Here is a 21,621-nt window from a genome sequence, read left to right as displayed (position 1 = left end):
GCGCCGGCCCGTTCGCCGCTTGAGCGCCGGCCCGGGCGGCGGTGTACGAGTGCTCAGGCGGCGGCGGTCCCGGCCGCCGAGGCCCCGACCAGCTCGCAGAAGCGCGCCAGGTCGACATTGCCGCCGCTGATGACGATGCCGATGCGCTGGCCCTGGAGCTGATCCCTCATCGCCTGCACCGCGGCGAAGCCCAGGCAGCCGGTCGGCTCGACCATCATCTTCATGCGCGTCGCGAAGAAGCCCATCGCCTCGACCAGCGCGGCATCCGGGACGGTGACGACGTCATCGACCAGGCGCCGGATCAGCGCGAAGGTCAGGTCGCCGAGCTGCTGCGTCTGGACGCCGTCGGCGATGGTGCGCGGCGTGTCGATGTGGACCAGCTTGCCGCTGCGGAAGGACTGCTGGCCGTCATTGCCCGCATCGGGCTCGACGCCATAGACCTTCGCGGCCGGCGACAGCGCCCGCACCGCCAGCGCGGTGCCCGACAGCAGCCCGCCGCCGCCCAGCGGCGTGAACACGGCGTCCAGCGGGCCGACCTCCTCGATCAGCTCCTTCGCCGCGGTGCCCTGGCCGCTGATCACGTCGGCATGGTCGTAGGGCGGAATCAGCGTCAGGCCATGCTTCTCCGCCAGGTCGCGGCCGATCTGCTGGCGGTCCTCGGTGTAGCGGTCGTAGAGGACGACTTCGCCGCCGTAGCCGCGCGTCGCGGCGATCTTCGCGGCGGGCGCGTCCTTGGGCATCACGATGGTGGACGGCATGCCCAGCAGGCGCGCCGACAGCGCGATCGCCTGCGCATGGTTGCCCGAGGAGAAGGCCACCACGCCGCGCCGGCGCTGCTCGGGCGTGAAGCGCGACAGCGCGTTGAACGCGCCGCGGAACTTGAAGGCGCCCATGCGCTGGAAGTTCTCGCACTTGAAGAAGACGCGGGCGCCCAGCCGCTCATCGACGGTGCGGGACGTGAGCACCGGCGTGCGGTGCGCCTGGCCCTCGATGCGGCGGGCGGCGGCCTCGACGTCGTCGAAGCTGGGGAGATCCAGCGGCGCGTCGGCGGATGCGGGGGCGGATACGGAGGCTGAGGGCATGGCGGGCGTGGCGGTCAATCTCGGCTCCTGGTCGATGGGACGCGCCATCATGCCTGCGCGCTGTACCGCAACAGGCTCAGGCCTGCCATACACCGTAGCCGGCCTCGCGCAGGCCGATGGCCAGTTCCACCTCCATCTCGCGCGCGGCCTCGTAGGGCATCGGGTTGTAGACCTCGTAGAGCTGCGGCAGCAGGCGCAGGCCGTAATCGAAGACGAAGCGGTTGGCCTGGATGCCGGCCTTGTGCTTGTCGAAGCGCAGGTCGGGATCGAGGCCCGTCATGCCGACGTAGACGAAGGGCATGCCGAGCCGGTAGTCCGGGTTGGCCTTGCGAAAGCGCGGCTCGTTCCAGACCTGGTCCGCGAGCTCGACGACGTAGACGTGGTGGTGATGGCGCTTCTCGCGCGGCGCCTTGGGTGCAGCGGCCGTCTTCACCTTCCTGGCGGGCGCGGGCGCAGCCTCGCCGCCTGCCGCCACAATCGCCTTCTTCTTCCGTTTCCCGACGCCATCCGCCATGCCCTTGTCCTCTTACCTCTCCACCTCGCCGGCCGTTGCCGAGCGCGTGTTCATCCACGACTCCGCGCAGGTGATCGGCGACGTGACGATCGGCCCCGACAGCTCCGTCTGGTGCAACACCGTGCTGCGCGGCGACGTGAACCGAATTGTCATCGGCACCGGCAGCAACATCCAGGACTTCGCGATGGGGCATGTCTCGCACAAGTCCGCGAAGAAGCCGGAGGGCTCGCGCTGATCATCGGCGACCACGTGACGGTGGGGCATTCGGTGATCCTGCATGGCTGCCGCATCGGCAACGAGTGCCTGATCGGCATGGGCTCGATCGTGATGGACGACGTGGTCGTCGAGGACCGCGTGATGATCGGCGCCGGCAGCCTGGTGTCGCCGGGAAAGGTGCTCAAGAGCGGCCACCTCTATATCGGCCGGCCGGCGGTCGCGGTGCGCGAGTTGACGGCCGAGGAGATCGTCTACCTGAAGTACTCCGCCGAGCATTACATCCGGGTCAAGGACAACTACCTGGGCGGCTGATTGGCGCTGCCGCCGACTCCGCAATGCTGAAGCAGAAACTCCGCCTGCCACCGATGGCCGCGCAGGCGTAGCGTTCGCATCCTTTGGTGATGCAAGCCAAGGTTGCGGCGTCGATCGCCCGAGATACCGAACGTGCCGAACGCGCGGCGAGCCGAAGCCCGCCAAGCGCCACGCCAGCTCGCCCCCCGGGCGCACTGCCTCTGCAGAACGCCCTTCAGCGCCAGGTCGACGCCAGCCCGCGCATCCGGGCGCAACAGCAGCAGATCGATCGGCTGCTCAGTCCGCCGCTGCGCGTGCCCCAACGCGCCGAGCGTGCCCTGCCAGTCGCTTCAACGGGAACGGTCGGGGCCGTCGTGCAGCGGGCTCAGTTCACGCTGAGCTTCCCCCAGGTCGGGCAACTGCAACTCGCGGGGCCGCGTCAGCACCTCTTCAGCGACTTCCTGGCGGGCGCTGGCTACACCTACGACAGCCGCACTCGTGCCGTCAACACCGGCGCGACCGGCGCCGCCAACTTCGCCACCTTCAAGCAGCAGTTCGACGCCTACGTCCTGCAGCACCAGGTGGTCGAGCTCGGGCCCGAGGAACGACTGGCGGGGATCCGGTCGGCGGGGGAGCGACGGGTGCGAGAGAAGTATCCGGGCGCCGAGATCGAGACGCTGGCCAAGGAGGGCAAGAACAACTGCGGGATCTATCGCGTTCAAGCGAAGGACGCGGCGGCCATCGTCATCAAGGTGCTCTCGAAGGGCCTGCCCGCAGCGGCAGGCGCGGCGACGCACGTCCCCGCGCTTCGCGAGCGCTTCATTGACCCGGATGAAGGCGACCCGATCGACATCGGCATTCCCCTCGCTTTCGAGGAGATCCAGGAAGGACCGCTCTCCTTCGGTCTCGCGACCTACCAGGCGCATGGGGTCATGTCGCTGAATGCGGCATTGGAAGTGCAGGACCTCCCCGTCGAGCGGCTACGAGGGGCCGCCCGCGGGCTGGGTTGGCGCGTCGCGGCATTCCATGTCGCGCCGATCGAGCGCAACGACGTGAAGGACGGTTCGTACCTGGTGCACGGCGACCTCAATGCCTCCAACCTGATGCTGTCCATGGATGGCGTGGTCGGGCTGGTCGACGTGGACGACCTGAAGCTGGGCGACATCGGCCACGTGAAGTGGGATCTGGACAGTCTCCTGGGCAGCCTGCGCACGGTGCTGGTGGCGCGATACGGAGCGCCCGCGGCGGAGAAGGTCGCGACGCAGATGAAGCAGGGTTTCGTCGAGGGCTATACGGCGCGCCTGGCGAGCGTGCGTGGCAGCGACGACATACTGCGGCAGTTGTCCGGCACCCTGTCCGGCTGACCCCACGCACGCTGCACGGCGTCAACAGCGTCAACGGCGAGGCCTCACCCGGCGGCCTATCGCGGGAACCGGATGGCTGCTGCCTTCGGGCTGCTTCCGAGACGGTGCGGAAGTCCTTCCTGCAATACTCCCCCGCATGTCTCCCAGCGCCGATCAGCCCTCCCTCTTCGACGACTTCGATCCGCCGGCCGATGCCCTGCCCGGCGGCATGCGTTATCAGTCCGCTTTCCTGTCGCCCGACGAGGAGCACGCGCTGATCGCGCTCATCGGCACGCTGCCGCTTGAAGCGGCGCAGTACAAGCAATACACCGCGCGCCGCCGTGTCGTCAGCTATGGCGGCAGCTTCGACTACGACGCCAACCGCCTGCGCCCCGCGCAGCCGCTGATCGAAGCGCTGCATCCGCTGCGCGAGCGCGTCGCGCAATGGGCGGCGATCGCGCCGGATGCCCTCGTTCACACGCTGGTCGCCGAATACGCGCCCGGCACGCCGCTCGGCTGGCATCGCGACGTGCCGGACTTCGAGGACGTGTTCGGCGTGTCGCTCGGCGCTCCGGCGACACTGCGATTCCGCCCCTACCCGCCCGATGCGCCCAAGCGCGCCGACGTCCTCAAGCTCACCGTCGAGCCGCGATCGATCTACGCGCTGCGCGGTCCTTCGCGCTGGGCGTGGCAGCACAGCGTCGCGCCGGTCGAGCGGCTGCGGTGGTCGATCACGTTCCGGACCGCGCGAGCGAAGTGATCGATGAACACGGGGCCTGCGTCGATGGCCCCACGCCACGCCGGTCCTTTGCACCAAGCCGCTTGACCGTCCTCGCGGCTCGCCCCTACGATCGCGCGCGCTTCGCAGTCATCGCCATGACCTGCACCGAGCCGTAAGCGTTTACGTCAGCCAACGCGCAACCCCGCCGGTTCCCCGACGCAGCAGCGTCGCGCCGGCTTGCGCATAGGCATTGCAATGACCACGCACTCCACCACGGTTCGTTCCACTTTCAACCACCTCAGCTTCCCCTCCCCCGACGCTCCCGCGACGGCCGCGTTCTTCGAGCATTTCCTCGGCTTCTCCGTAGCCGCCTTCGGCCACAGTCGCATCGTCAAGAAGGACCAGCTCGACATCGTCATCGAGGACGGCCGCGACCGCGATTGCACCTGGCCGCGCAACTTCCATGTCGGCGTCGAAGTGGCGACGCGCGCGGACCTCGAGCGCATCCATGCCGACATGCTGGCGGCTGACATCCGCATGGAGACGGAGCTGATCACGCACGTGCGCGGCTCGCGTTTCTTCTGCTGGATGCCGGGAGGCGTGATGCTGGAGGTCAATACCCGAGAGGACGCGGCAGCGGAGTTCCGCGGGACGTTCGCGAGTCAGCGGGGTTGACGGGCGGTTGCTGATCGGGCGGATCAGGATTTCGTACGGTTGAGACACCATGATCGATCCGTCAATGTCGACCTCGCGAAGCACCGCCTCGAAGTTCTGATCCGGAGATCGAATCGTCAGGAGCTCCCCTCGGCCCTGAGCCCACCCAGCGGCATTCAACGCTGCGTCACGAAGAGTCAGTTGCGCCAATCGCCTGTCCATTGCTTGAGGACTTTGAAATCTTGCGGTGAGCCTGGCCAAAGGGCGATCTTGTAAGAGTCCTTACCTGCCAGGCCGTGCTCTCCTATTCGCTCGAGACCACTGAACAGCACAACGACTTGGTAGTCTCCGGCGGATACCGAAAGGAAAAGCCGCTCTGGGCCGGTGCATTCGTGGAGTTGCAGATGCCCTGTCTCAAAGCGCAGTGAGCATGAGAAGGCGTGATCGAACGACCCAAGGTCAATGGTCTGCTCCTCTGCGAAAACTTCAACTTCAACTTCGACGGGGACGTCCATGTTGCTGGCCGGCGCTATAGCCACGACCGACTCTGCCACCTTGCCACCATTGCGTAGGTCGTCGTCCGACCAGTCCTCAGGAGCCGACCAGTTCGCTCCACCGTTGGCAATGTAGAACTGAAAGTAGTCGGCAAAGACGACAAGGGAGGAACGATGAAGGAGCGGCATACGTTCTTGCGGCCTGCGATCTGCAACTCGCTGACTATGCCAGCCCGCGACTCCGAAATCCGCCATACATTGACTTCAGTGTCTGGCTGGGCATCGTCCTTCGCGATGGTCGCGATCAGATGTCCGATTCCGCTGCGAAGCCCAGTCTTCACTCCGAGAGCTATGCACAACGACGTACCCATTTCAAGACCGCTCACAAGGCTTTCGAATGACGGGCACGGCCTCGCCCGCCGCCACGGTGGATGGCGCGACGGAACACGCAGCTACCTTTTGGCGGCGCTGCTGAGCATTGCGGCCGGCACGTCAGCTTGCGCTTCCGGGACGGTGGAGAGTTCGAGGACTTCCGGCGGCGCATCTGGAGGCACATCCGGCTCGGCCGCTTCAGCCGCAGGGAGCGCCCAGTCCAGCGGCACGCTGTGCCAGGCCGACGAGGTGGTCGCCTTCTCCTGCCCGACAGCGACCAAGATCGTCTCGCTGTGTGCCAAGCCCGAAGCCGGCCCGGCCGCGAAGCAACTGACTTACCGCTACGGCACGGCGAAGAAGGTGGAACTGGAATACGTCGCCACGGCCGACAACGGCAAGCGTTTTGGCGCCACCGTCTCGCCAGCGGCGCCGGGCGCGTCGGTGCATCAACTCTGGTTCAACCGAGGCGACATTCGCTACCTGCTCACCGAGTGCGTCGGTGGCAGCTGTTCCCACGGCGCCGGCGTGGCAGTGCTCAATCCGGAGAAAGTGCTGATGAGCGCGCGCTGCGTGGCCGGCGATACGCCGAGCCAAGCCTTCTTCTCCCGCTCGCTGATCGAGTTCGGCAACGGCGCGGACGACACCCGCTCGCGCACCGAGCTGATCAAGATCGAGGACTCGGACAACAGCCTGGACAAGATCTACAAGGCGGAGCGTCCACCTCGGTGAGCGTTAGACGCGGATGGAGGCATTCAGGACGACGAACGGCCTCGTCGTCTGCGATCCCCCTCGCCGCGAGCTCGATCCGAGTTGCTGGTTAATCGACGATGGTCTTGTCGGGCCAACAGAGGTGGGTGCGTTCTCTCACGTGTTGCTTGATGACGTGAAGGGGCTTACCTCTGGCATGTGACCCAAGCGGCGCGACTGTGCGTCGCTGATGTCCGCCTCCGCTGCGGACCTGCCAATCGGTGGCTTACGGCTGCTTCAGGCTGATCTCGGTCGTTGGACGACCGGGCTCCACGTGACCGCTGTTGCCAGAAGCGGTCGAGCGATGCGGCACGGCCTGGCCGGCTGCTTCCCCCCCCGGAACCGGCCTTTGGGCCGGACGCTTGCATTCGGACTGGTCAGGCGACCGCCATCGCGTCCCGCGACGGTCGCAGATTGACCCACTGCCGCCATTCGACGTTGCCCGAAGCTGTCGGACGACCGGGCCTCGGCGCTACTCGCTGAGCGTCCAGGGAGCAGCCGTTCGTGGCCACCGGGACTCGGCCACAAGCGGCCCGTCGCGTCGCGCTCGACAGATTGGCCGCGGCGAGGTCCCTGAAGGACAGGTTTTCAGCGACGAGTCTGGACCCTTTCGTTGACCCCGATCCGGCCACAAGCTGACCGTCGCGGCCGCTCGAAAAACTCGCCGCGGCGTGCCGGGGAAGGACCGCTGTTCGGCGATGAACCTGAGTCTCCGGCCGGTCCAACCCAGCCGTCAAGCAACACTCGGGCGCTCGCAGAAGCGGATGTCGGTAGGCATTTGGGATCCCTGGCCGCAGTCTAGGAGTCGCGGATCGGAGTGGTTGGCGAGCAGTCGGAGAAGGCCGCATGGAGCATGGAGCGCGGTCAAGCGATCCATTCGACATTGCGAACCCGCCAGAGTCGCCATTAGACGATACGCAACATGCAGCAAGACATTCGACTGACGAATCACGGCGGTCGCCATTGCAACTGGGTAACCATTACTGGGCCGGCGCAGCGGACGAATGCCCGCATACTAGCGAGTTGGGCCTGCCGAGGAGGCGCCTGCTCCGTCGGGCCTCATACGTGTTGTGGATGCCGCTGTCCCGATGCCGTCGTAACGTCCCTATTGGTTCGGACTAAGCGGGACTCACGGACATGTTTCGGCTAATAACTTACAGCGCGTTGGGCTTCGCACTGTCCGGATGCGCCTCCCTCAAGCACACCACCGAGCCAGAGCGAATCCTTCCGCTTCCGAGCGAATCAGTCCCGGTACCGGCGTCATTGAAGGACACGACCGGCGTGAAGTGCGGGCTCTCGCCGGCCGCCACCGTCGACGGATCGATTCCGACCGAGATCGAACGCTTCACGCAGGCCATGTACTGCGCATACAGCACCGACGAGAGCCAGCAGGGGCCTTGGATCCGACGGTTCGTGGAGAAGGGGGTGACACTTTCCGACCAGACATGTGGCCTCTTCTTCGATACCCTCGAACGTCGCCGGGTCGATGCGGCATATGCTCAGACCAACATGAACATCGGCGGGACCGCCGTGACAGCAGTATTGTCGGCTGCGGGTCACAACGCCCGCTCGGCGTTCAACGTGGCAACTGCGCTGGCCTTTGGAAACGCATGGTTCGAGAACTACAAGGGAAACTTCGTCCTCACGCCGCAACTTGGCAAGCTTCACGAGAAGCTGAAGACTGAGCTGCGAAAGCCCATTGGCGATCGCATCAAGGAGCGTGCCGCATCGGGCGACTACGCCAGCTTTGACCTCGCAAAGGTCGATCTCCAGGAGTACGACGAGTTGTGCTCGCACAAGGCTATCGTGCTCTTGCTCGAGCGAAGTGTCGAAGCCGCTCAGATCCGAACTTTCGCAACCGGCCCCTCATCAGCCGATGTCGAGCAGGCCGAGGTCCTCGAGGCTGAATTGTTCGCACTGGCGAATCCGGGAGTCTCCGGTGCCTTCGCGAAGGGAGAGGTCGAGGAGCTCTATGTCGTCGCGATGACTGCGAGCAAGGAGCGCCGATTGCTCGTGGCCGCGGCCATAGCCAAGCTTGACCCAAAGACGGCGCCCTACCTCAAGAACCTCAAGCTCGACGCGGACGCGCCCGAGGCGCGAGGCGTGGCGTTCCTGACAAGCATTGGCAAGCTCCGCCTTCTCAACGACTCCGACAAGGTTCGGAGAGTGCGGCTGGAGGTGGACCTCCAGGTGGAGGCGGACCAGAAGGCGGCCGCGGCGGGAGGCGGCCAGCCAACAACTCCTGCCGGGCCCTCGGCGGTCTCTGCACAGTCTCAAGCAAGCCCCACAGTGGATGAGCAAGCGAGAGCCAGGCGCCTGGCGGCCATCCGGAACTCGTCCCCTCAGAAGGAGCAAAGCGTTCGCTTCGGGTACGAGGTCGTGAAGCCTGCTTCGGCGCGGTAGCCATCCCGTCCGAGGCAGAAGGGTATGAGTCGATCAGCCAGCAGATGCGCGCGGCTAGCCCCGCACGCGAGGACTGGCTCGAGACGGCACCTGAGTGGAGACGAGTTGAAATGCCGCTGAATCGCGCGATCCAAAGTTCGCTGGTTGCCGCGGCAATCACCGGCGTTTCCCATGCGTCCACGTCGGCGGCTGAGGATGCCGAGTTCGCGATTCGCTGGACCCCGAAGTCAGGCGGGCCCGCAAGCCTGGAAGAGATAACTGCCTTCCTCAAGATCCAAGACCCGAAGGCAAGGGCGTTCAAGGTCGAGTACTTCTCGATCCAGCATGTCCTGAAGCCCCCCGCCGAATACACGGTCATAGGGAGGGAGAGAACTGCCGGAGGTGAAGCCGAGGCGACTTACAAAATCAGGGGCAGCACCTCTCCCAGCGGAGTTGCAAGGCTGGACCTGCCCCCTGGAATCGGTCCAGGGCAAGAGAGAGGTCGATGTCACCTGGACAGGAGCCCATTCGCAAAAACGCTCGATCTCGCTCAGTTGCTCCGCGGACGATTCTCGGCTTGCTCCCCTGCTCCCAGCCGGTTCTACGGCAGTGTCGAAGAAGTGCGTCAGCGACATGCTTCGCCGCAAGAAGGGCGACTTGACCATCGAGATGTGGACGGTAAAGGGCAAGGTGGTCTTCGAGGTCTCGCTGAAGGGCAAGGACACGGCCAGCGACCTCAAGACGTTTCACAACGAGATCGTGTGGCCGCTCGTGGCGGCGAATGTCAAGCCCATCACTGAGAGCAAGACTGACCTCGGCAGCAAATGCTGATGCAGGCGGTACGTTGTCTCAGGAAGGACTTTCCGGCCTAGAACCTACAAGGGGAAGAAATGCGAGCACATCTCTATGCTGCCTTGGTTGCTGGCGTGCTGTGCGCGACGTCGCACTCACCGGTCACCGCGACGGAGGCCCCCGCAGCAGGAAAAGCGTTTCCAGAAGCCTACCTGGACAAGTTGCTTCGAGATCCAAGATCCTTCTCGTTTAAGCGATCGTTGTTGGGCGTTGCCGAGCGCGCACGCGTAGCTAGGCAGCTAGCCAGCGAAACCGGGATAGACGGATCGGGCGCCAATCCCCTTGCCGACCAAATGTCCCCGCTACTGGGCGGCAAGATCGGAGAGCAGCCACCAACAGCGGTCCAAGGCGAGAGACAAGTTCCAGTCTTCACCGCTCGGTACTCGAACGGCGCGTCCAGTCCGCCTTACGCGGCCGCGCGGTTGCAACAGCAACTGTTCCAGGGCCCTTGGCCCACGGGCACGATGACCCAGTACTACACGGAGATCTCGGGCGGGAAGCTAAAGGTCGGGGGTACCGTCAGCAACTGGGTAAGCCTGCCAAACCCCAGCACGTTCTACGAGGGCCAACCCTATACCAACTCAGCAGGAAAGGTGGAGGAGTGCCACGGACTCTGCAACACCGCCAATGTCGTCCAGTTCATAAGGGACACCATCTCTCGACAGGGCCCTATCGACTGGGGAAAGTACGACAACGACGGGCCCGATGGAGTTCCGAACTCGGGCGATGACGACGGCTACGTCGACTTCGTCGCGTTTGTGCATGAGGGGAGGGGCGGGGAGTGCAACACGCCTAACAACAAGAACATTTGGTCCCACCGCTATAGCATTTCTGGCTGGGGCGCCATCGAGTTGAGCACAGACACGCCCGCGAAGAATGGCGGGTCCATCAAGATCGATGACTACGTGATCATGCCCGGCCTGGCATGCGACGGGTCCACCATGGTGCAGATTGGAGTGTTTGCCCATGAGTTCGGGCACGCCTTTGGCCTGCCCGACCTGTATGACACCGACGCGTCAAATGGAAGGAGCTCGGGGCTAGGCGGTTGGTGCCTGATGGCCAGCGGATCCTGGGGTGCAGATGGACTGACGCCTGCCCGCCCGACTCACATGTCTGCCTGGGCCAAGGCTTTCCTTGGCTGGATTGAAGTGGAAGAAGTCGATGCTGACCAACTCAAGGCGACAATCCTGCCCATTCAGACCTCGCGCAAGGCGTACAAGCTACGAGGTACCGGCAAGATCCACTACCTAATAAACGGTACAACGCCGACTGGGTTCGATGCGCAACTGCCCGGACCCGGACTGCAGATCTGGCGGGTGAATGAGACTGTGGTCAAGGCGGGACTGGCCACGAACCGAGTGGTTGCAGATAGCTCCAACCCTGGGGTTTGGCTGATGCAAGCCGACGGGAACAACTCCCTGGCCAAGGCAGGCCACTATTCGGGGAGGGAGGACCTCTACCCGTTCCCGATGAACAGCAGAGGAAAGTTCGACAGCATTAGCAAGCCTGCGTCGGTGGGCACGCTAGCACTCTGCGACGTAGGGGTTACCGCTGGTCGGATTGACGTGTCTGCATATGTGTCGCGAAGCGCCTGCCCAACCCCATCTCCCGCTCCTGTCGTGGCTGGGGTGGGGCCTGCGGCCACCGCTCCGGGTCCTGCTCCTGGGCCAGCCCCTGCTGCCTCGTCGCCGACCTCCGGAGCCGCCTCAGTCGAACTCGCGAACAGCATGACTGTTGGTGCCACCGTCGTTGTCAGCGGGACCCTGATCAATACCGGGTCAAACTACTTCGATCGGAGGACACGCCGCATTGTGCTAGTCGACGACATTGGCAGTGAGATTGCAGTGGCCCTGCCGGCCTACCTCGAGACCCCTTCGGGTAGTCCAGCCACTGCGGACGAGCCAGGCCAAAGGCCCCTGAGCAACTTCCTGCAAAAGCGAGTCGAGATATCCGGCGTCATTGAGCAAGCGGCATCCGCCTCCACTCGGAAGGTACTCAAGGCACAGGATGTGAAGATTCGCGCGGACTAGGCCCACGAGGCCACTTCCGAGCGGAATGATCAAGGAGGCGTAGTGGCAACGTCCCGCCCAAGCCGGCCATGGATCCTCTTGCTCGTACTGGCAGCCATGGCCCTCGGCATCTGGCTGCTGGTCCGCTCATTTGACGATCCCTCCAAGCCATCCGTCCAGGCTACTGGGACCGGCCAGGTACAGCAACCGGGACCAAGCGTCGGTGCGGCCCCGAATGGCGAATGCCCGAAGGACCTCAAGGCTCATCGACAAACACGACTGGTCCTGAGGGTGCACTTCCTGACTCCAGTAGGACCAGCTTCTCACTCGACTGTGGACTCGGCGATTGACTTGGACCGGGCGAGAAACCTCTTTCAATCGCTCGGAGTGCAACTGGACTACCGCTTCTCGGCAAGTCCCACGGATGTGGCTTGGGGCGCGTTGCCTGCCAACGTTGACCCCTTGGAGCAGCGCAAGTACGGCGAAATCATCAAGCAACACGCGCACCCAGGGCATTTTGCGCAGGTCCCTCCCGAACAGCCAGCTTCCGCAAGCGGAACCAACCCAACCAAGGTTGACATCTACGTCACATTGGCAGGAACGCCTACCAAGAACTTCCTTGAGCCGCTGGAAGCCGGCAAGTCGGATAGCACGGACTTCGCGGGTTACTCGCCACTATTCGGGTTCTACACAGATTCTGGCGAGCTTGTTGCGGAGGATCGCTTGCCTCGCAACGACGCGATCATCTTCCTCGGGAACATCTGGAGGCGCGTGCCTGACGACAAGTCGCGGCGGGCAATGGCAACCAGAACCTTCGCGCATGAACTCTCGCACCTCTTGAACATTACCCATCACGACGCAGTTCGCGCAAAGAAGACTGCCGACAGCTTTCCCTATTACTCAATAGAGCATGTCACGATCTCCGACGCAGACCCGATCTGGGAATGGACGGTCGGGAGCATCCAGCACCTGATGGCCAGTGCCATCACGTTTGTTGCGCCAGGCGCGGGCAACAAGCCGTTCATCGAAGACGTCCGCACCTATCGTCCGTGCGAGCCGCAGCCAAACCCAAGAAGAGTAGACCCCTCAGATGGCGAGGCTCAGGTCGTCTTTCCGAACGATCCCCAGCCATGGACACCGGACGCCAGTACCTTGGCACTTCGGATTGACCCCTTGCCAATGGTGGCTCCAAAGGGAAGCCCGGTTGCAGCTGAGCTTCGGCTCACTAACAACGGTGGCGAAACCGTGAAGGTGCCAAAGCAGTGGGGTCGTCTTGGTGGAGGATGGCTTCGCATCGACGTGAAGGAACTTGGGGGCACGACGAACCGCCTTAGCGGCATTGCGAATCTGCAGGAGCTCGCGAACCTAGATGAATTCACTGAACTGCACCCGGGAGCCACGTTAAGGTCGAAGGTCGATCTTTCCGTGAGCCAGAGTGGCCAAGTGTTTCTTGAGGTTGGCCAATACACGCTTCGTGTCGCATTGGTCGACAAGGCGACACAGGCTGCGGTCCTTAGCGCCAGCAACGTCGCTGTTGTCGATATCGTCGAACCCAGGGCGGACAAGGATGTCGGCGCCGCCGCCATGCTCGAGGACGCTGGCCGAAAGTGGGAGTACGCCCTCTCGTTCGCCCTGGGGCCCCTAGACGAGGAGATTGCCGCCGTCTTTCGGGACCTAGGCATCAAGTATCCAGGTACCGCCTTGGGCAACGCGGCAAATCGATCTCTGGAGGCAACCTCATCGGGCGGAACCCCTGTCTCGCGCTGTGTCAATCAAGTTTCTCGGGTCGCAGACGACGCTTTGACAAGATTCCTGCTTGAAGATGTCCAGCGATCGCAGGTGAGCACGCCTCAACCGCCTTGGGCAATCAGTTTCGAGACGGGGTCGTCCGTCATTGACGCCGCAAGCATCAATCGCATCCGGGCTTCGATCCGCGAAAGCAAGTTAACCGTTCGGCATGCAATCGTCATTGAGGGGCACACCGATATTAGGGGCGGATGCACGATGAACCAAAGGTTGAGCCGGGAGCGTGCTGAGGCAGTGGCGAGGATAGTCCGATCCACGCTGAGGGAGAGCCGCGATGCCGCGGCGCGCCAGATCCGGGTACTTAGCCTTGGTTGGGGTTACACACGCCCTAAGAATTCTCAGGATTCAGAAGACGCATGGAAGACCAACAGGCGCGTGGAGGTAACTGTCCTCTAAGTCCCTATCACTCCCCTCAGTGGGACGGCCGTCGTGCGCAGGCAACGTCGAATGGCGGCATTGGGTCGATAGCACCAGTTCGGCCGACCGGGCAGCAGACATTCGGTGTGGGGTGCAGCGGCCAGAGCGCAGCTACGTCCGCTTCACCCCCAACTACGGTCGTCCACGCTGGCCTGGCGCTGGCGGTCCGATGGCGGCATGCCGGCAAGGACTGTGAGGCTGACCACTTTCTGCGGATGACGGCAATCGCTGCACAGCCGACGTCGCCCTCAGGGTAGAGGCGCTCATTCCCATCCAAGGCCTCCAACTGAACTAGAGGCGCGCCTCGGTTCGATCATTCGCTCGCTTCACTCCGTCTTGCGAGGTTCCTACACCCCCGCCAACACAAACCTCGACTTCCCCGACTGCTTCGCCTGGTACATCGCCGCGTCGGCCTGTTCCAGCAGTGCGTCGCAATCGGCCGGCTCCTCCGCCGGCGACGACGGCGCCGACGCGCCGCCGATGCTGGCCGACACCGACACCCGCAGCCCACCGAGCTCGAAGGGCTCCGAGAGCGCCTGCACCAGCTTGGCCGCGACCTTGGCCGCTCCCCGTTGTCCTGGGTGCACCAGCGCGACGGCGAATTCATCGCCCCCCAGCCGCGCCACCAGGTCCCCTGCCCTCACCGCCGCGCGCAAGCGCTGCGCGGCCTCCTTCAGCAGCAGGTCGCCGACGCCATGTCCGTGCGTGTCGTTGACCTCCTTGAAGCCGTCCAGATCGACATAGAGCACCGCCACGCTGGTCCCATTTCGACGCGCGAGCGCCAGCTGCTGCTGCACCATCTGCCGGAACAGCGAGCGATTCGCCAGCCCCGTCAGCGCGTCGTGATTCGCCTCGTGCTGCGCGGCGTCCAGCAGCCGCGCCGCGTGCGTCAACGCGCGCCCCACCCGATCGACTTCCACCACGCCCAGCGGCGGCACCTCCACCGCCACGCCCGTGCCCAAGGCCAGCGCCGGCTGCGTCAAGGCCTGGACCGCGCCGGCGATCCGGCCGCCGATCCGCCACGCCAGCAGCAGGCTGCCCGCGATCGTCAGCATGAAGCCGCCCACCAGCCACGCCAACGCCCGCGTCAATGGCAGCCGCAGGCTCGCGCTCGGCACGCTGATGCCCACCGCCCACCCCGACGATTCCGTCCGCACGAACGCCGTCTGCACCGCGACCCCATCGAGGCTGGTCGTGTCCATCAGCCCCTCCCACTGCCCACGCAGCTTGAGCAGCAGGTCCCGCGGCGCCTCGACGCCGAAGTAGCGCTCCGCCCCCCGGGTGCGCGCCACGACGCGACCCTCGCGGTCATACACCGTCGCGAGCCAGTCCGGGTCCATCTGCTGCAACGCCAGCAGGTCTCTCAAGCGGTCCGGCGCGAGCCGCGCGCGCAGCGCCGTCGCGCCTTGAAGCTGTGCCGCCTTGTCCGCCGGCAAGGGCACCGAGACCTCGATCAACTGCTCGGGCGAAGGCTCTCCGGAAAGCGACGCCATCGCCTCGGTGGGCGCCGACACCGGCCTCGGCGCCACCGCGGGCGACGACGCGCCGGACGCGCCCGCGACCACCGTCGAGCCATGCCGGGGCTGGCGGATGTCCATCACCAGGTTGCCGGCGGAATCCTCCAGCCGAAGCCCGGAGGCGTGCAGCAGCGGCATCGCCTCCCGCGCCTCGAGCGAGAACGCCGCGAGCCCCTCGCCCGGCGGCAGCTGCGAGGCCGCCAGGACGCGCAGGCCCGATTCGACCCCGCTCAGGTCCCGGTCCACCGCGGCCGCGATGGCGCGCGCGGTGTTCAGGCGGTCGCCGGCCTTCACGTCCCGCACGCGCTGGAAGTCCAGCAGCACCAGCGCCAGCGTCATCACGGCCACCGGCATGACGGCGGCGATGACCAGGAACACCAACCGCGACCGGATGGTCGGCGGCGTCGCCTCATAAATGGAGCTGAGCAGCGTGGTCAGCAGGAACAGCGTCGCCAGGCCCGCGATCACGAAACCCAGCCAGGCGCCGCCCATGCCGTCGGCCAGCGCGCCGCAGACGCCGCCCTCCGGGAAATTGGCTGCCGCCATGCCGGTGTAATGCATGCCCACGATCGCCGCGCCCATGACGACGGCGCTCGCCGACTTCTTCCAGGGTCCGGTGACGATGGTCTCGTGCCGCAGCCGGAAGCAGATCAGCAGCGCCGCCGTCGAGGCGGCCACCGCCAGCACCACGGACAGCGCGAACAGCGCCGGGTCGTAGCGGATGCCGGGCTGCATCCGCATCGCCTCCATGCCGAGGTAATGCATGCAGGCGATGCCCAGCCCCATCAGCGTGCCGGCGATCAGCAGCCGCCGCCGTCCCAGGCTGGGGCGCGCGATCGTGTGCAGCGCCAGCGCCGAGGACAACGCCGCCACCGCGAGCGACGCCAACGTGACCGGCACGTCATAGGCCAGCGCGATGGGCAGCGAGAACGCCAACATGCCCACGAAGTGCATGGCCCAGATGCCGGTGCCCATCGCCAGCGCGCCGCAGGCGAGCCACAGCGCCGTGCGCATCGGCGACCCGGCGGCCGCGACCACCCGCGTCGCCATGTCCAGCGCGACGAACGAGGCGATCACCGCCGTCACGATGGACAGCGCCACCAGTTGCGGGTCGTAGACGCCCGTCACGGTGTCAGGGCCCCGGAAGTCCGGGACGCCCGTGGAATCGATGCATGACTGGTTCCTCCCCCCTGGCATGCCGCCCGTCGCCGGGCCCTCGAAGGTTGATCGGCGCCCAGGCCGGCGTCACGCCGCGCGCGTCGCCTTTTTCGGCTTCGCCGCCGCGTCGTTCAGCGCGGCGGCGGCCTTGAACAGCGCCTTGAGCGCCTGCTCGTCCACCGGGTCGCCCTGGCGGATGTCGATGGCGCGGCGCACGTTGCCATCGAGGCTGGAATTGAAGAGCCGGGCCGGATCGGCCAGCTTCGCGCCCTTCGCGAAGGTCATCTTCACGACCTCCTTGTAGGTCTCGCCGGTGCAGATCTGGCCGTTGCGTTCCCAGACCGGCGTGCCCCGCCACTTCCAGGACTCCTCGACGCCGGGCACCGCCTCCTTCATCAGCCGGCGCAGCCGCGCCAGCATCTCGCCGCGCCAGTCGCCGAGCTCGGCGATGCGGGCATCGATCATCGCGGCGGCATCGACGGCGCCGGCCGCTTCGGTCGTCGTGGTCGTGGTCGTGGTGGGCATGTCGTCCTCCGCTCAGTTCTTCAGCTGCTGGATACGGATCATGTTGCCGGCCGGGTCGCGCACGCCGAAGTCGCGCACGCCGTAGGGCTGGTCGGTGGGCTCCTGCACGATCTCCGCGTCCTGCGACTGCAGGCGCTGGAAGGTCGCGTCCAGGTCCTTCGCGCCGAGCAGCAGCATCGCGAAGGTGCCCTTGGCCATCATCTCGGCGATGGTGCGCTTCTCCTCGTCGGTGACGCCGGGGGTCGCGTTCGGCGGGAACAGCACGATCGAGGTGTCGGGTTTGCCCTTGGGGCCGATGGTGATCCAGCGGTTGCCGCCGAAGGCGACATCCTTGCGGATCTCGAAGTCCAGGCCGTCGCGGTAGAAGGCCAGCGAGGCCTCGGCGTCGGTATGCGGCAGGAAGGTCGAGTGGATGGTGATGTCCATGTGAATCTCCAGATTGGTTGCGGTCAGCGTGGTCGGCGGCCGTCGCCGCCGGGGTTCCGGACCCATGCGACGCAGTCTAGGTGGGCTGTTTCTCCGGCGCTTCTCGATTCCTGATCGGACGCGTCACCTGCTTGGCCACGCAGGACGGCAGGCCCTCGCCCTCGCGCGCGGCGTCGCGGCGGTAGGCGCTCGGCGGGACGCCGACGAGCTCGGTGAAGCGCGTGCTGAAGGTGCCCAGCGAGGCGCACCCCACCTCGAAGCAGACCTCGGTGACGCTGAGGTCGCCGCGGCGCAGCAGCGCCATGGCGCGCTCGATGCGGCGGGTCATCAGGTAGGCGTAGACGGACTCGCCGTAAGCCAGGCGGAACTGCCGGCTCAGGTGACCGGAGGACATGTGCACGCCCGCGGCCAGCGCCTCGACGTCCAGCGGCTGGGCGTACTCGCGATCGATCCGGTCGCGCACGCGGCGCAGGCGGGCGAGGTCGCGCAGGCGGGTGTCGGGCACCTCAGCGGCGACCGGAGTAGCAGAGTGTGAGGCGACAGGCATGCCGACATCCTACCCACGCACGCTCGCTGACTGCTCTCCCGAGTAGCTCGGAAGCACAGCACCGGTCGTCGATCCTGTCGGCATAGCCGGCTCCCTCGTCCGTACTGGCCAGGACTCCTTGCCCGCGCAGAGCGTCAGCGTACTGAACCAAGTCGGCTAGATCCGCAATGGCTTCGCGCTCATTGGAGTCATGACGCGCCTTCCACATCTCGACGCCCCCATTGCTAGACAACCGCACACCCGAATCATCAACGACGAGTTGGACCGCACCCAGATGCGTCTTCAGTCGTGTCTGCACCGCCAGCACCGTCAACGAAGTTCTTCAGCGCCGAGATTGCCGCCTCATATAGCACTCCCGGCTCTCCTCCAATCGGGGCATCAAACCTGAATCAATAGGACGGACGACAAACCTTACCCACCCCTCAGAGTTTTTCAATCAAGAAAATAACAAGTCCAGCCACAATAAAAGCCCAAGTCAGAATGAAGGCAATTTTGTCAAATCTATACACAAACACCCACCCAACCTCTTCGGAGGAGGCTTGGTTTTGCCGCCTCTTTCTCTCTAACTCTTTAAAGTTGCTTTTGACACGCTTCGATGGCGGCAGCAAGTTTCCTGTATAGAGACCGAGCAGCCCACCCACGCACATTAACGCTCCACCAATACCACCCGGAATATCCATATTTATACCTCCCGATAAAATGCAAGTTTCCCTACCAAACGATGCTCAACGCTCACGGAAACTTTCTTGAAAGCTCGTTTGCGCGGGATCGAACAGATACCGGATCACGCGCCGCTGCGAGGTCTTGATCTCCGCGGTCACATCCATGCGAGAACCAAGCGCACCTGCATCCCGTCGACGTCGAAGGCGCCTTAGCCGAACACCAGCGTTACCGGAAGATCGGCCCGCGCTTCTCGTCGTTCACCGCGTCCTCGGTCACGCTCTTCACCGTTGCCGGCACCGTGCCGTAGCGCGTGTACAAGAAGGTCCCGAGCTTGATCTCCGCCTCGAGTCCGGTGCGCACGAAGCCGATGTCCTTATTCTCAAGCACGACCTCCGCAGTCGCCTCAGCTTCGTCCGGCACCAGCACCAGCCCTCACGCTGGCGGGCCAGTGCCATCGCCAGGTTCTTCTCCTGCTCCACGCGCTCGCCGCGGCGGCGCCATCGGCACCGTGCTCTGCAGCTTCTCCCCCCACCAGCTTCGCCGCGTGGATCACCGCCTCCAGCGGTGCGCCGGGATCGTCGATGGCGATGTTCTCCCGGACCGAGCAGCTGAACAGCGCGTTCTCATACAACACCACGCCGACCTGACGGCGCAGCTGCGTCGCGTCGGCCGTGGCGATGTCCTGTCCGTCCACGAGCACCCATCCCGACCACGGCGCGTACAGCCGCTGCGGCAGCTCGGTCAGCGTGCTCTGCTCGAGCCGCTGCGCCCCACCTGCAACGAAGTTGCGGTTGGCCCGGCCATGACTTGTTGTGGCTCGCATCCATCACTTCCCTTATGCGAGCAGCGGGTTATGGCTGCGACTGGCATCCAAGCTCGCTCTTTTGCCGAAGGAGCGCGCGCGACGTCGTCATCATCCTGTCGCAGCAGATTGGCGGATCAACCGCCTGGGCCAAAGCCGTCAATCGGACAGCCGGTCGATCCCGTCAGAACAGTGCCCGCCGCATCGACTGCGCATAGTCCGCCTGGAATCCGCGGGCAGCAGCACGCCCGGGCGGCGCGATGTCCAGCGCCGGCGCTCGCGGCGGCGCGTCCGCCGGCGCCTCGGCCGACGGCGCGGCGGGCTCAGCGGTCGCGGTCGCGGTCGCGGTCGCGGCCATGTCGCAGCGCAGCTCCAGCCCCGGCGAGCGGCGGTGCGCGCTCAGCCGCCAGCCGTGGGCCGCGGCGATCTCGGTGCAGATCGCCAGGCCCAGGCCCGCGCCCTGCTCGCGCCGGTCGACGCCGCGCCAGAAGCGCTCGAACAGCCGCGGCAGATCTTCCTCGGCCACACCCTTGCCGCAGTCCAGCACCGAGAACCCGTCTGGGCTCACGGCCAGCGTCACCACGCCGCCCGGCGGACTGTGCTGGATCGCGTTCTCGAGCAGGTTCTTCAGCAGCGTGAACAGCGCGCCCCGATCGGCGTGCCAGAAGCGCAGCGCGGGACTGAGCTGCAAGCCCAGCGTGACGCCGTGCCGCGAGGCCACCCGCTCCATGAAGTCGAAGACCTCGCGCACCGCCGGCTGGGGATCGAGCGCCTCGATCCGGTAGTTCTGCGGCTCGCTGGCCTCGGCCAGCAGCAGCAGTTGCTGCACCTGGCGGGCGACGCGGTCGACGTCGTCCAGGATCTGGTCGCGCCAGGCGCCCTCCTCCGCCAGCTCGACCTGCGCGCGGATCAGCGCCAGCGGCGTCTTCAACTCATGCGCCGCGTTGGAGAGGAACTCCTGCTGCGTCTTGAAGCCCCCCTGCAACCGGTCCAGCGCCGCGTTGAAAGCCTCGACCAGCGGACGCAGCTCGCGGGGCTGCCGGCGGCCGGCAATCGCTGATCGAGCGTGCGCGGCGCGATGCGGCGCGCCGCGCTGGAAGCCTCGCGCACCGGCTGCAGCGCCTGCCGCAGCGCCAGGTGGATCGTCACGAAGAAGACCAGCACGAAGGTCGCCGCCAAGGCCATGAGGCCCTGGCGCAGGACGTCCAGCCCGATCGACTCGCGCATCTGCAGCACCATGCGGTCGCTGACCGCGAACTGGACGAACAGCCGCTTGCCGGCGTGCTCGCGCGGAATCGTCACGCCATGCATGGCCACGCCGCGGTGCGTGAAGGTGAAGGACTGGCGCCAGGGCTCGAAGCCCTTGCCGTTCCGGGTGAGCACCGCCGTCTCGCCGTCGGTGGCATAGATGGCGCGGCCGTTGGCGTCGATGACCCGCAGCAGGACCTCCGCCCGGAAGCTCTCGAAGAGCCAGGGCTCGATCTTGGCCTCGTCGAAACCGCTCGGACGCCCCGCGGCATCGAAGCGCATGTGCCGGGCCAGCGCGGCGCCGTTGTCCTCGATCTGATCGCGCAGCACCCAGCGCGTGAACGGCTCCCACAGCACGGTGGACGCCAGGCCCACCAGCAGCGCGCTGAGCACCATGCTGGCCGCCAGCACCGCCAGCACCCGGTTGCGCAGGCTATTCGGCCACCGCATCTTGAAGCGCATATCCATGGTTCCGGAGATTGACGATGCGCAGGCTCGATCCGAGCGACGCCAGCTTCTTGCGCAGACGATGCAGCGCGACGTCGAGCGCATTCGGCGTCACCGCGTCGGACAGCCCCCAGGCCGCCGCCTCCAGCGCCGCGCGCCGGACCGTGCGCCCCTGCTGCTGCACCAGCGTGATCGCGATCTGCAGCTCCGCCGGCGCCAGCGCCACCGAGGCGCCCCCGCGCAGCAGCAGCGCCTCGCCGACGTCGACCTCGATGTCGCCGAACAGGGCGCGCGGCGGGCGCACCGCCGCCGGGCGGCGCATCAGCGCCCGCACCCGCGCCACCAGTTCCTCCATCGGAAAGGGCTTGGCGAGGTAATCGTCGGCGCC

The 21,621-nt window shown here is 65.7% G+C and carries 21 protein-coding genes and 2 pseudogenes; 9 read left to right on the top strand and 14 right to left on the bottom strand.

Annotated elements, in window-relative coordinates:
- Positions 1 to 53 precede the first annotated feature (53 nt).
- Positions 54 to 1,082 (bottom strand): threo-3-hydroxy-L-aspartate ammonia-lyase, encoded by a 1,029-nt coding sequence (locus FUT87_RS06555; RefSeq protein WP_147240491.1) that lies wholly within the window; start codon positions 1,080 to 1,082, stop codon positions 54 to 56.
- Between the two features lie 76 nt (positions 1,083 to 1,158).
- On the bottom strand, positions 1,159 to 1,515 hold the full coding sequence (locus FUT87_RS06550; protein ID WP_147240498.1) for a hypothetical protein: 357 nt from the start codon (positions 1,513 to 1,515) through the stop codon (positions 1,159 to 1,161).
- Positions 1,516 to 1,594: 79 nt separating this feature from the next.
- On the opposite strand from FUT87_RS06550, the pseudogene FUT87_RS06545 reads away from it, so the two are divergent.
- From FUT87_RS06545 to FUT87_RS06530, 4 genes and pseudogenes are all read left to right on the top strand, one after another.
- A pseudogene (locus FUT87_RS06545) lies at positions 1,595 to 2,124 on the top strand (gamma carbonic anhydrase family protein).
- A gap of 89 nt (positions 2,125 to 2,213) precedes the next feature.
- On the top strand, positions 2,214 to 3,467 hold the full coding sequence (locus tag FUT87_RS06540) for a phosphotransferase (RefSeq protein ID WP_147240490.1): 1,254 nt from the start codon (positions 2,214 to 2,216) through the stop codon (positions 3,465 to 3,467).
- 136 nt (positions 3,468 to 3,603) lie between these two features.
- Complete coding sequence (locus FUT87_RS06535) at positions 3,604 to 4,206, top strand: alpha-ketoglutarate-dependent dioxygenase AlkB (RefSeq protein WP_147240489.1); 603 nt, start codon at positions 3,604 to 3,606, stop codon at positions 4,204 to 4,206.
- 216 nt (positions 4,207 to 4,422) lie between these two features.
- Positions 4,423 to 4,842 carry a VOC family protein gene (locus FUT87_RS06530; protein ID WP_147240488.1) on the top strand — a complete coding sequence of 140 codons (420 nt, stop codon included), beginning with the start codon at positions 4,423 to 4,425 and terminating at the stop codon, positions 4,840 to 4,842.
- A 176-nt stretch (positions 4,843 to 5,018) separates the two neighbouring features.
- Here FUT87_RS06530 and FUT87_RS06525 read toward each other — a convergent pair whose 3' ends face one another.
- A complete protein-coding gene (locus tag FUT87_RS06525; RefSeq protein ID WP_147240487.1) occupies positions 5,019 to 5,504 on the bottom strand; it encodes a hypothetical protein in 486 nt (161 codons plus the stop codon).
- 162 nt (positions 5,505 to 5,666) lie between these two features.
- On the opposite strand from FUT87_RS06525, the gene FUT87_RS06520 reads away from it, so the two are divergent.
- Positions 5,667 to 6,416, top strand: coding sequence for a hypothetical protein (locus FUT87_RS06520; protein WP_147240486.1), 750 nt, complete (start codon positions 5,667 to 5,669; stop codon positions 6,414 to 6,416).
- Positions 6,417 to 7,167: 751 nt separating this feature from the next.
- On the opposite strand, the gene FUT87_RS31615 is transcribed toward FUT87_RS06520, so the two are convergent.
- Entirely contained in the window at positions 7,168 to 7,440 is a 273-nt protein-coding gene (locus FUT87_RS31615) for a DUF6988 family protein (RefSeq protein ID WP_404935367.1), read from the bottom strand.
- Positions 7,441 to 7,697: 257 nt separating this feature from the next.
- Between FUT87_RS31615 and FUT87_RS06515 the strand changes: the two genes are divergently transcribed.
- The 4 genes from FUT87_RS06515 (at position 7,698) to FUT87_RS06500 (ending at position 13,879) form a co-directional block, all read left to right on the top strand.
- Positions 7,698 to 8,837: a hypothetical protein gene (locus FUT87_RS06515; RefSeq protein ID WP_147240485.1), complete on the top strand. Its 1,140-nt coding sequence runs from the start codon at positions 7,698 to 7,700 to the stop codon at positions 8,835 to 8,837.
- Between the two features lie 432 nt (positions 8,838 to 9,269).
- Positions 9,270 to 9,647, top strand: coding sequence for a hypothetical protein (locus FUT87_RS29855; RefSeq protein ID WP_222617062.1), 378 nt, complete (start codon positions 9,270 to 9,272; stop codon positions 9,645 to 9,647).
- Between the two features lie 59 nt (positions 9,648 to 9,706).
- Positions 9,707 to 11,698 carry a M6 family metalloprotease domain-containing protein gene (locus FUT87_RS06505; protein WP_147240483.1) on the top strand — a complete coding sequence of 664 codons (1,992 nt, stop codon included), beginning with the start codon at positions 9,707 to 9,709 and terminating at the stop codon, positions 11,696 to 11,698.
- A gap of 366 nt (positions 11,699 to 12,064) precedes the next feature.
- Entirely contained in the window at positions 12,065 to 13,879 is a 1,815-nt protein-coding gene (locus FUT87_RS06500; protein WP_186830390.1) for an OmpA family protein, read from the top strand.
- Positions 13,880 to 14,247: 368 nt separating this feature from the next.
- On the opposite strand, the gene FUT87_RS06495 is transcribed toward FUT87_RS06500, so the two are convergent.
- From FUT87_RS06495 to FUT87_RS06455, 10 genes and pseudogenes are all read right to left on the bottom strand, one after another.
- A complete protein-coding gene (locus FUT87_RS06495) occupies positions 14,248 to 16,545 on the bottom strand; it encodes a diguanylate cyclase domain-containing protein (protein ID WP_255511700.1) in 2,298 nt (765 codons plus the stop codon).
- A gap of 117 nt (positions 16,546 to 16,662) precedes the next feature.
- Positions 16,663 to 17,100, bottom strand: coding sequence for a DUF1801 domain-containing protein (locus tag FUT87_RS06490; protein WP_147240480.1), 438 nt, complete (start codon positions 17,098 to 17,100; stop codon positions 16,663 to 16,665).
- Positions 17,101 to 17,112: 12 nt separating this feature from the next.
- Entirely contained in the window at positions 17,113 to 17,526 is a 414-nt protein-coding gene (locus FUT87_RS06485; protein ID WP_147240479.1) for a VOC family protein, read from the bottom strand.
- A 76-nt stretch (positions 17,527 to 17,602) separates the two neighbouring features.
- Positions 17,603 to 18,073, bottom strand: a complete 471-nt coding sequence (locus FUT87_RS06480; RefSeq protein ID WP_147240478.1) for a helix-turn-helix transcriptional regulator — start codon at positions 18,071 to 18,073, stop codon at positions 17,603 to 17,605.
- A 422-nt stretch (positions 18,074 to 18,495) separates the two neighbouring features.
- Complete coding sequence (locus FUT87_RS06475; protein ID WP_147240477.1) at positions 18,496 to 18,753, bottom strand: hypothetical protein; 258 nt, start codon at positions 18,751 to 18,753, stop codon at positions 18,496 to 18,498.
- Positions 18,754 to 18,961: 208 nt separating this feature from the next.
- Entirely contained in the window at positions 18,962 to 19,123 is a 162-nt protein-coding gene (locus tag FUT87_RS29850) for an HlyD family secretion protein (protein WP_222617061.1), read from the bottom strand.
- Between the two features lie 139 nt (positions 19,124 to 19,262).
- Positions 19,263 to 19,510 (bottom strand): annotated as a pseudogene (locus tag FUT87_RS30410) (ATP-binding cassette domain-containing protein); the annotation flags it as partial.
- Between the two features lie 212 nt (positions 19,511 to 19,722).
- Positions 19,723 to 20,523: a cell wall metabolism sensor histidine kinase WalK gene (locus FUT87_RS28500; RefSeq protein WP_186830389.1), complete on the bottom strand. Its 801-nt coding sequence runs from the start codon at positions 20,521 to 20,523 to the stop codon at positions 19,723 to 19,725.
- Entirely contained in the window at positions 20,466 to 21,236 is a 771-nt protein-coding gene (locus FUT87_RS28495) for a hypothetical protein (RefSeq protein ID WP_222617059.1), read from the bottom strand. Before FUT87_RS28495 ends, FUT87_RS28500 begins: the two co-directional genes overlap by 58 nt.
- The coding region (locus tag FUT87_RS06455) for a response regulator transcription factor (RefSeq protein ID WP_147240475.1) at positions 21,220 to 21,621 on the bottom strand (402 nt) is incomplete at its 5' end. The genes FUT87_RS28495 and FUT87_RS06455, both read right to left, overlap by 17 nt.

This window comes from Mitsuaria sp. TWR114 (genome assembly GCF_007997345.1).
The sequence above is the reverse complement of the archived record's forward strand: the minus strand, read 5'-3'. Positions and strand labels throughout refer to the sequence as shown.

Bases quoted from the DNA above. Each gene is read 5' to 3' on its own strand.
- FUT87_RS06555 (WP_147240491.1), bottom strand. From the start codon at position 1,082: ATGCCCTCAGCCTCCGTATCCGCCCCCGCATCCGCCGACGCGCCGCTG.
- FUT87_RS06540 (WP_147240490.1), top strand. From the start codon at position 2,214: ATGCAAGCCAAGGTTGCGGCGTCGATCGCCCGAGATACCGAACGTGCC.
- FUT87_RS06535 (WP_147240489.1), top strand. From the start codon at position 3,604: ATGTCTCCCAGCGCCGATCAGCCCTCCCTCTTCGACGACTTCGATCCG.
- FUT87_RS06530 (WP_147240488.1), top strand. From the start codon at position 4,423: ATGACCACGCACTCCACCACGGTTCGTTCCACTTTCAACCACCTCAGC.
- FUT87_RS06525 (WP_147240487.1), bottom strand. From the start codon at position 5,504: ATGCCGCTCCTTCATCGTTCCTCCCTTGTCGTCTTTGCCGACTACTTT.
- FUT87_RS06520 (WP_147240486.1), top strand. From the start codon at position 5,667: ATGCACAACGACGTACCCATTTCAAGACCGCTCACAAGGCTTTCGAAT.
- FUT87_RS06505 (WP_147240483.1), top strand. From the start codon at position 9,707: ATGCGAGCACATCTCTATGCTGCCTTGGTTGCTGGCGTGCTGTGCGCG.
- FUT87_RS06490 (WP_147240480.1), bottom strand. From the start codon at position 17,100: ATGCCCACCACGACCACGACCACGACGACCGAAGCGGCCGGCGCCGTC.
- FUT87_RS06485 (WP_147240479.1), bottom strand. From the start codon at position 17,526: ATGGACATCACCATCCACTCGACCTTCCTGCCGCATACCGACGCCGAG.
- FUT87_RS06480 (WP_147240478.1), bottom strand. From the start codon at position 18,073: ATGCCTGTCGCCTCACACTCTGCTACTCCGGTCGCCGCTGAGGTGCCC.
- FUT87_RS06475 (WP_147240477.1), bottom strand. From the start codon at position 18,753: ATGGATATTCCGGGTGGTATTGGTGGAGCGTTAATGTGCGTGGGTGGG.
- FUT87_RS28495 (WP_222617059.1), bottom strand. From the start codon at position 21,236: ATGCGGTGGCCGAATAGCCTGCGCAACCGGGTGCTGGCGGTGCTGGCG.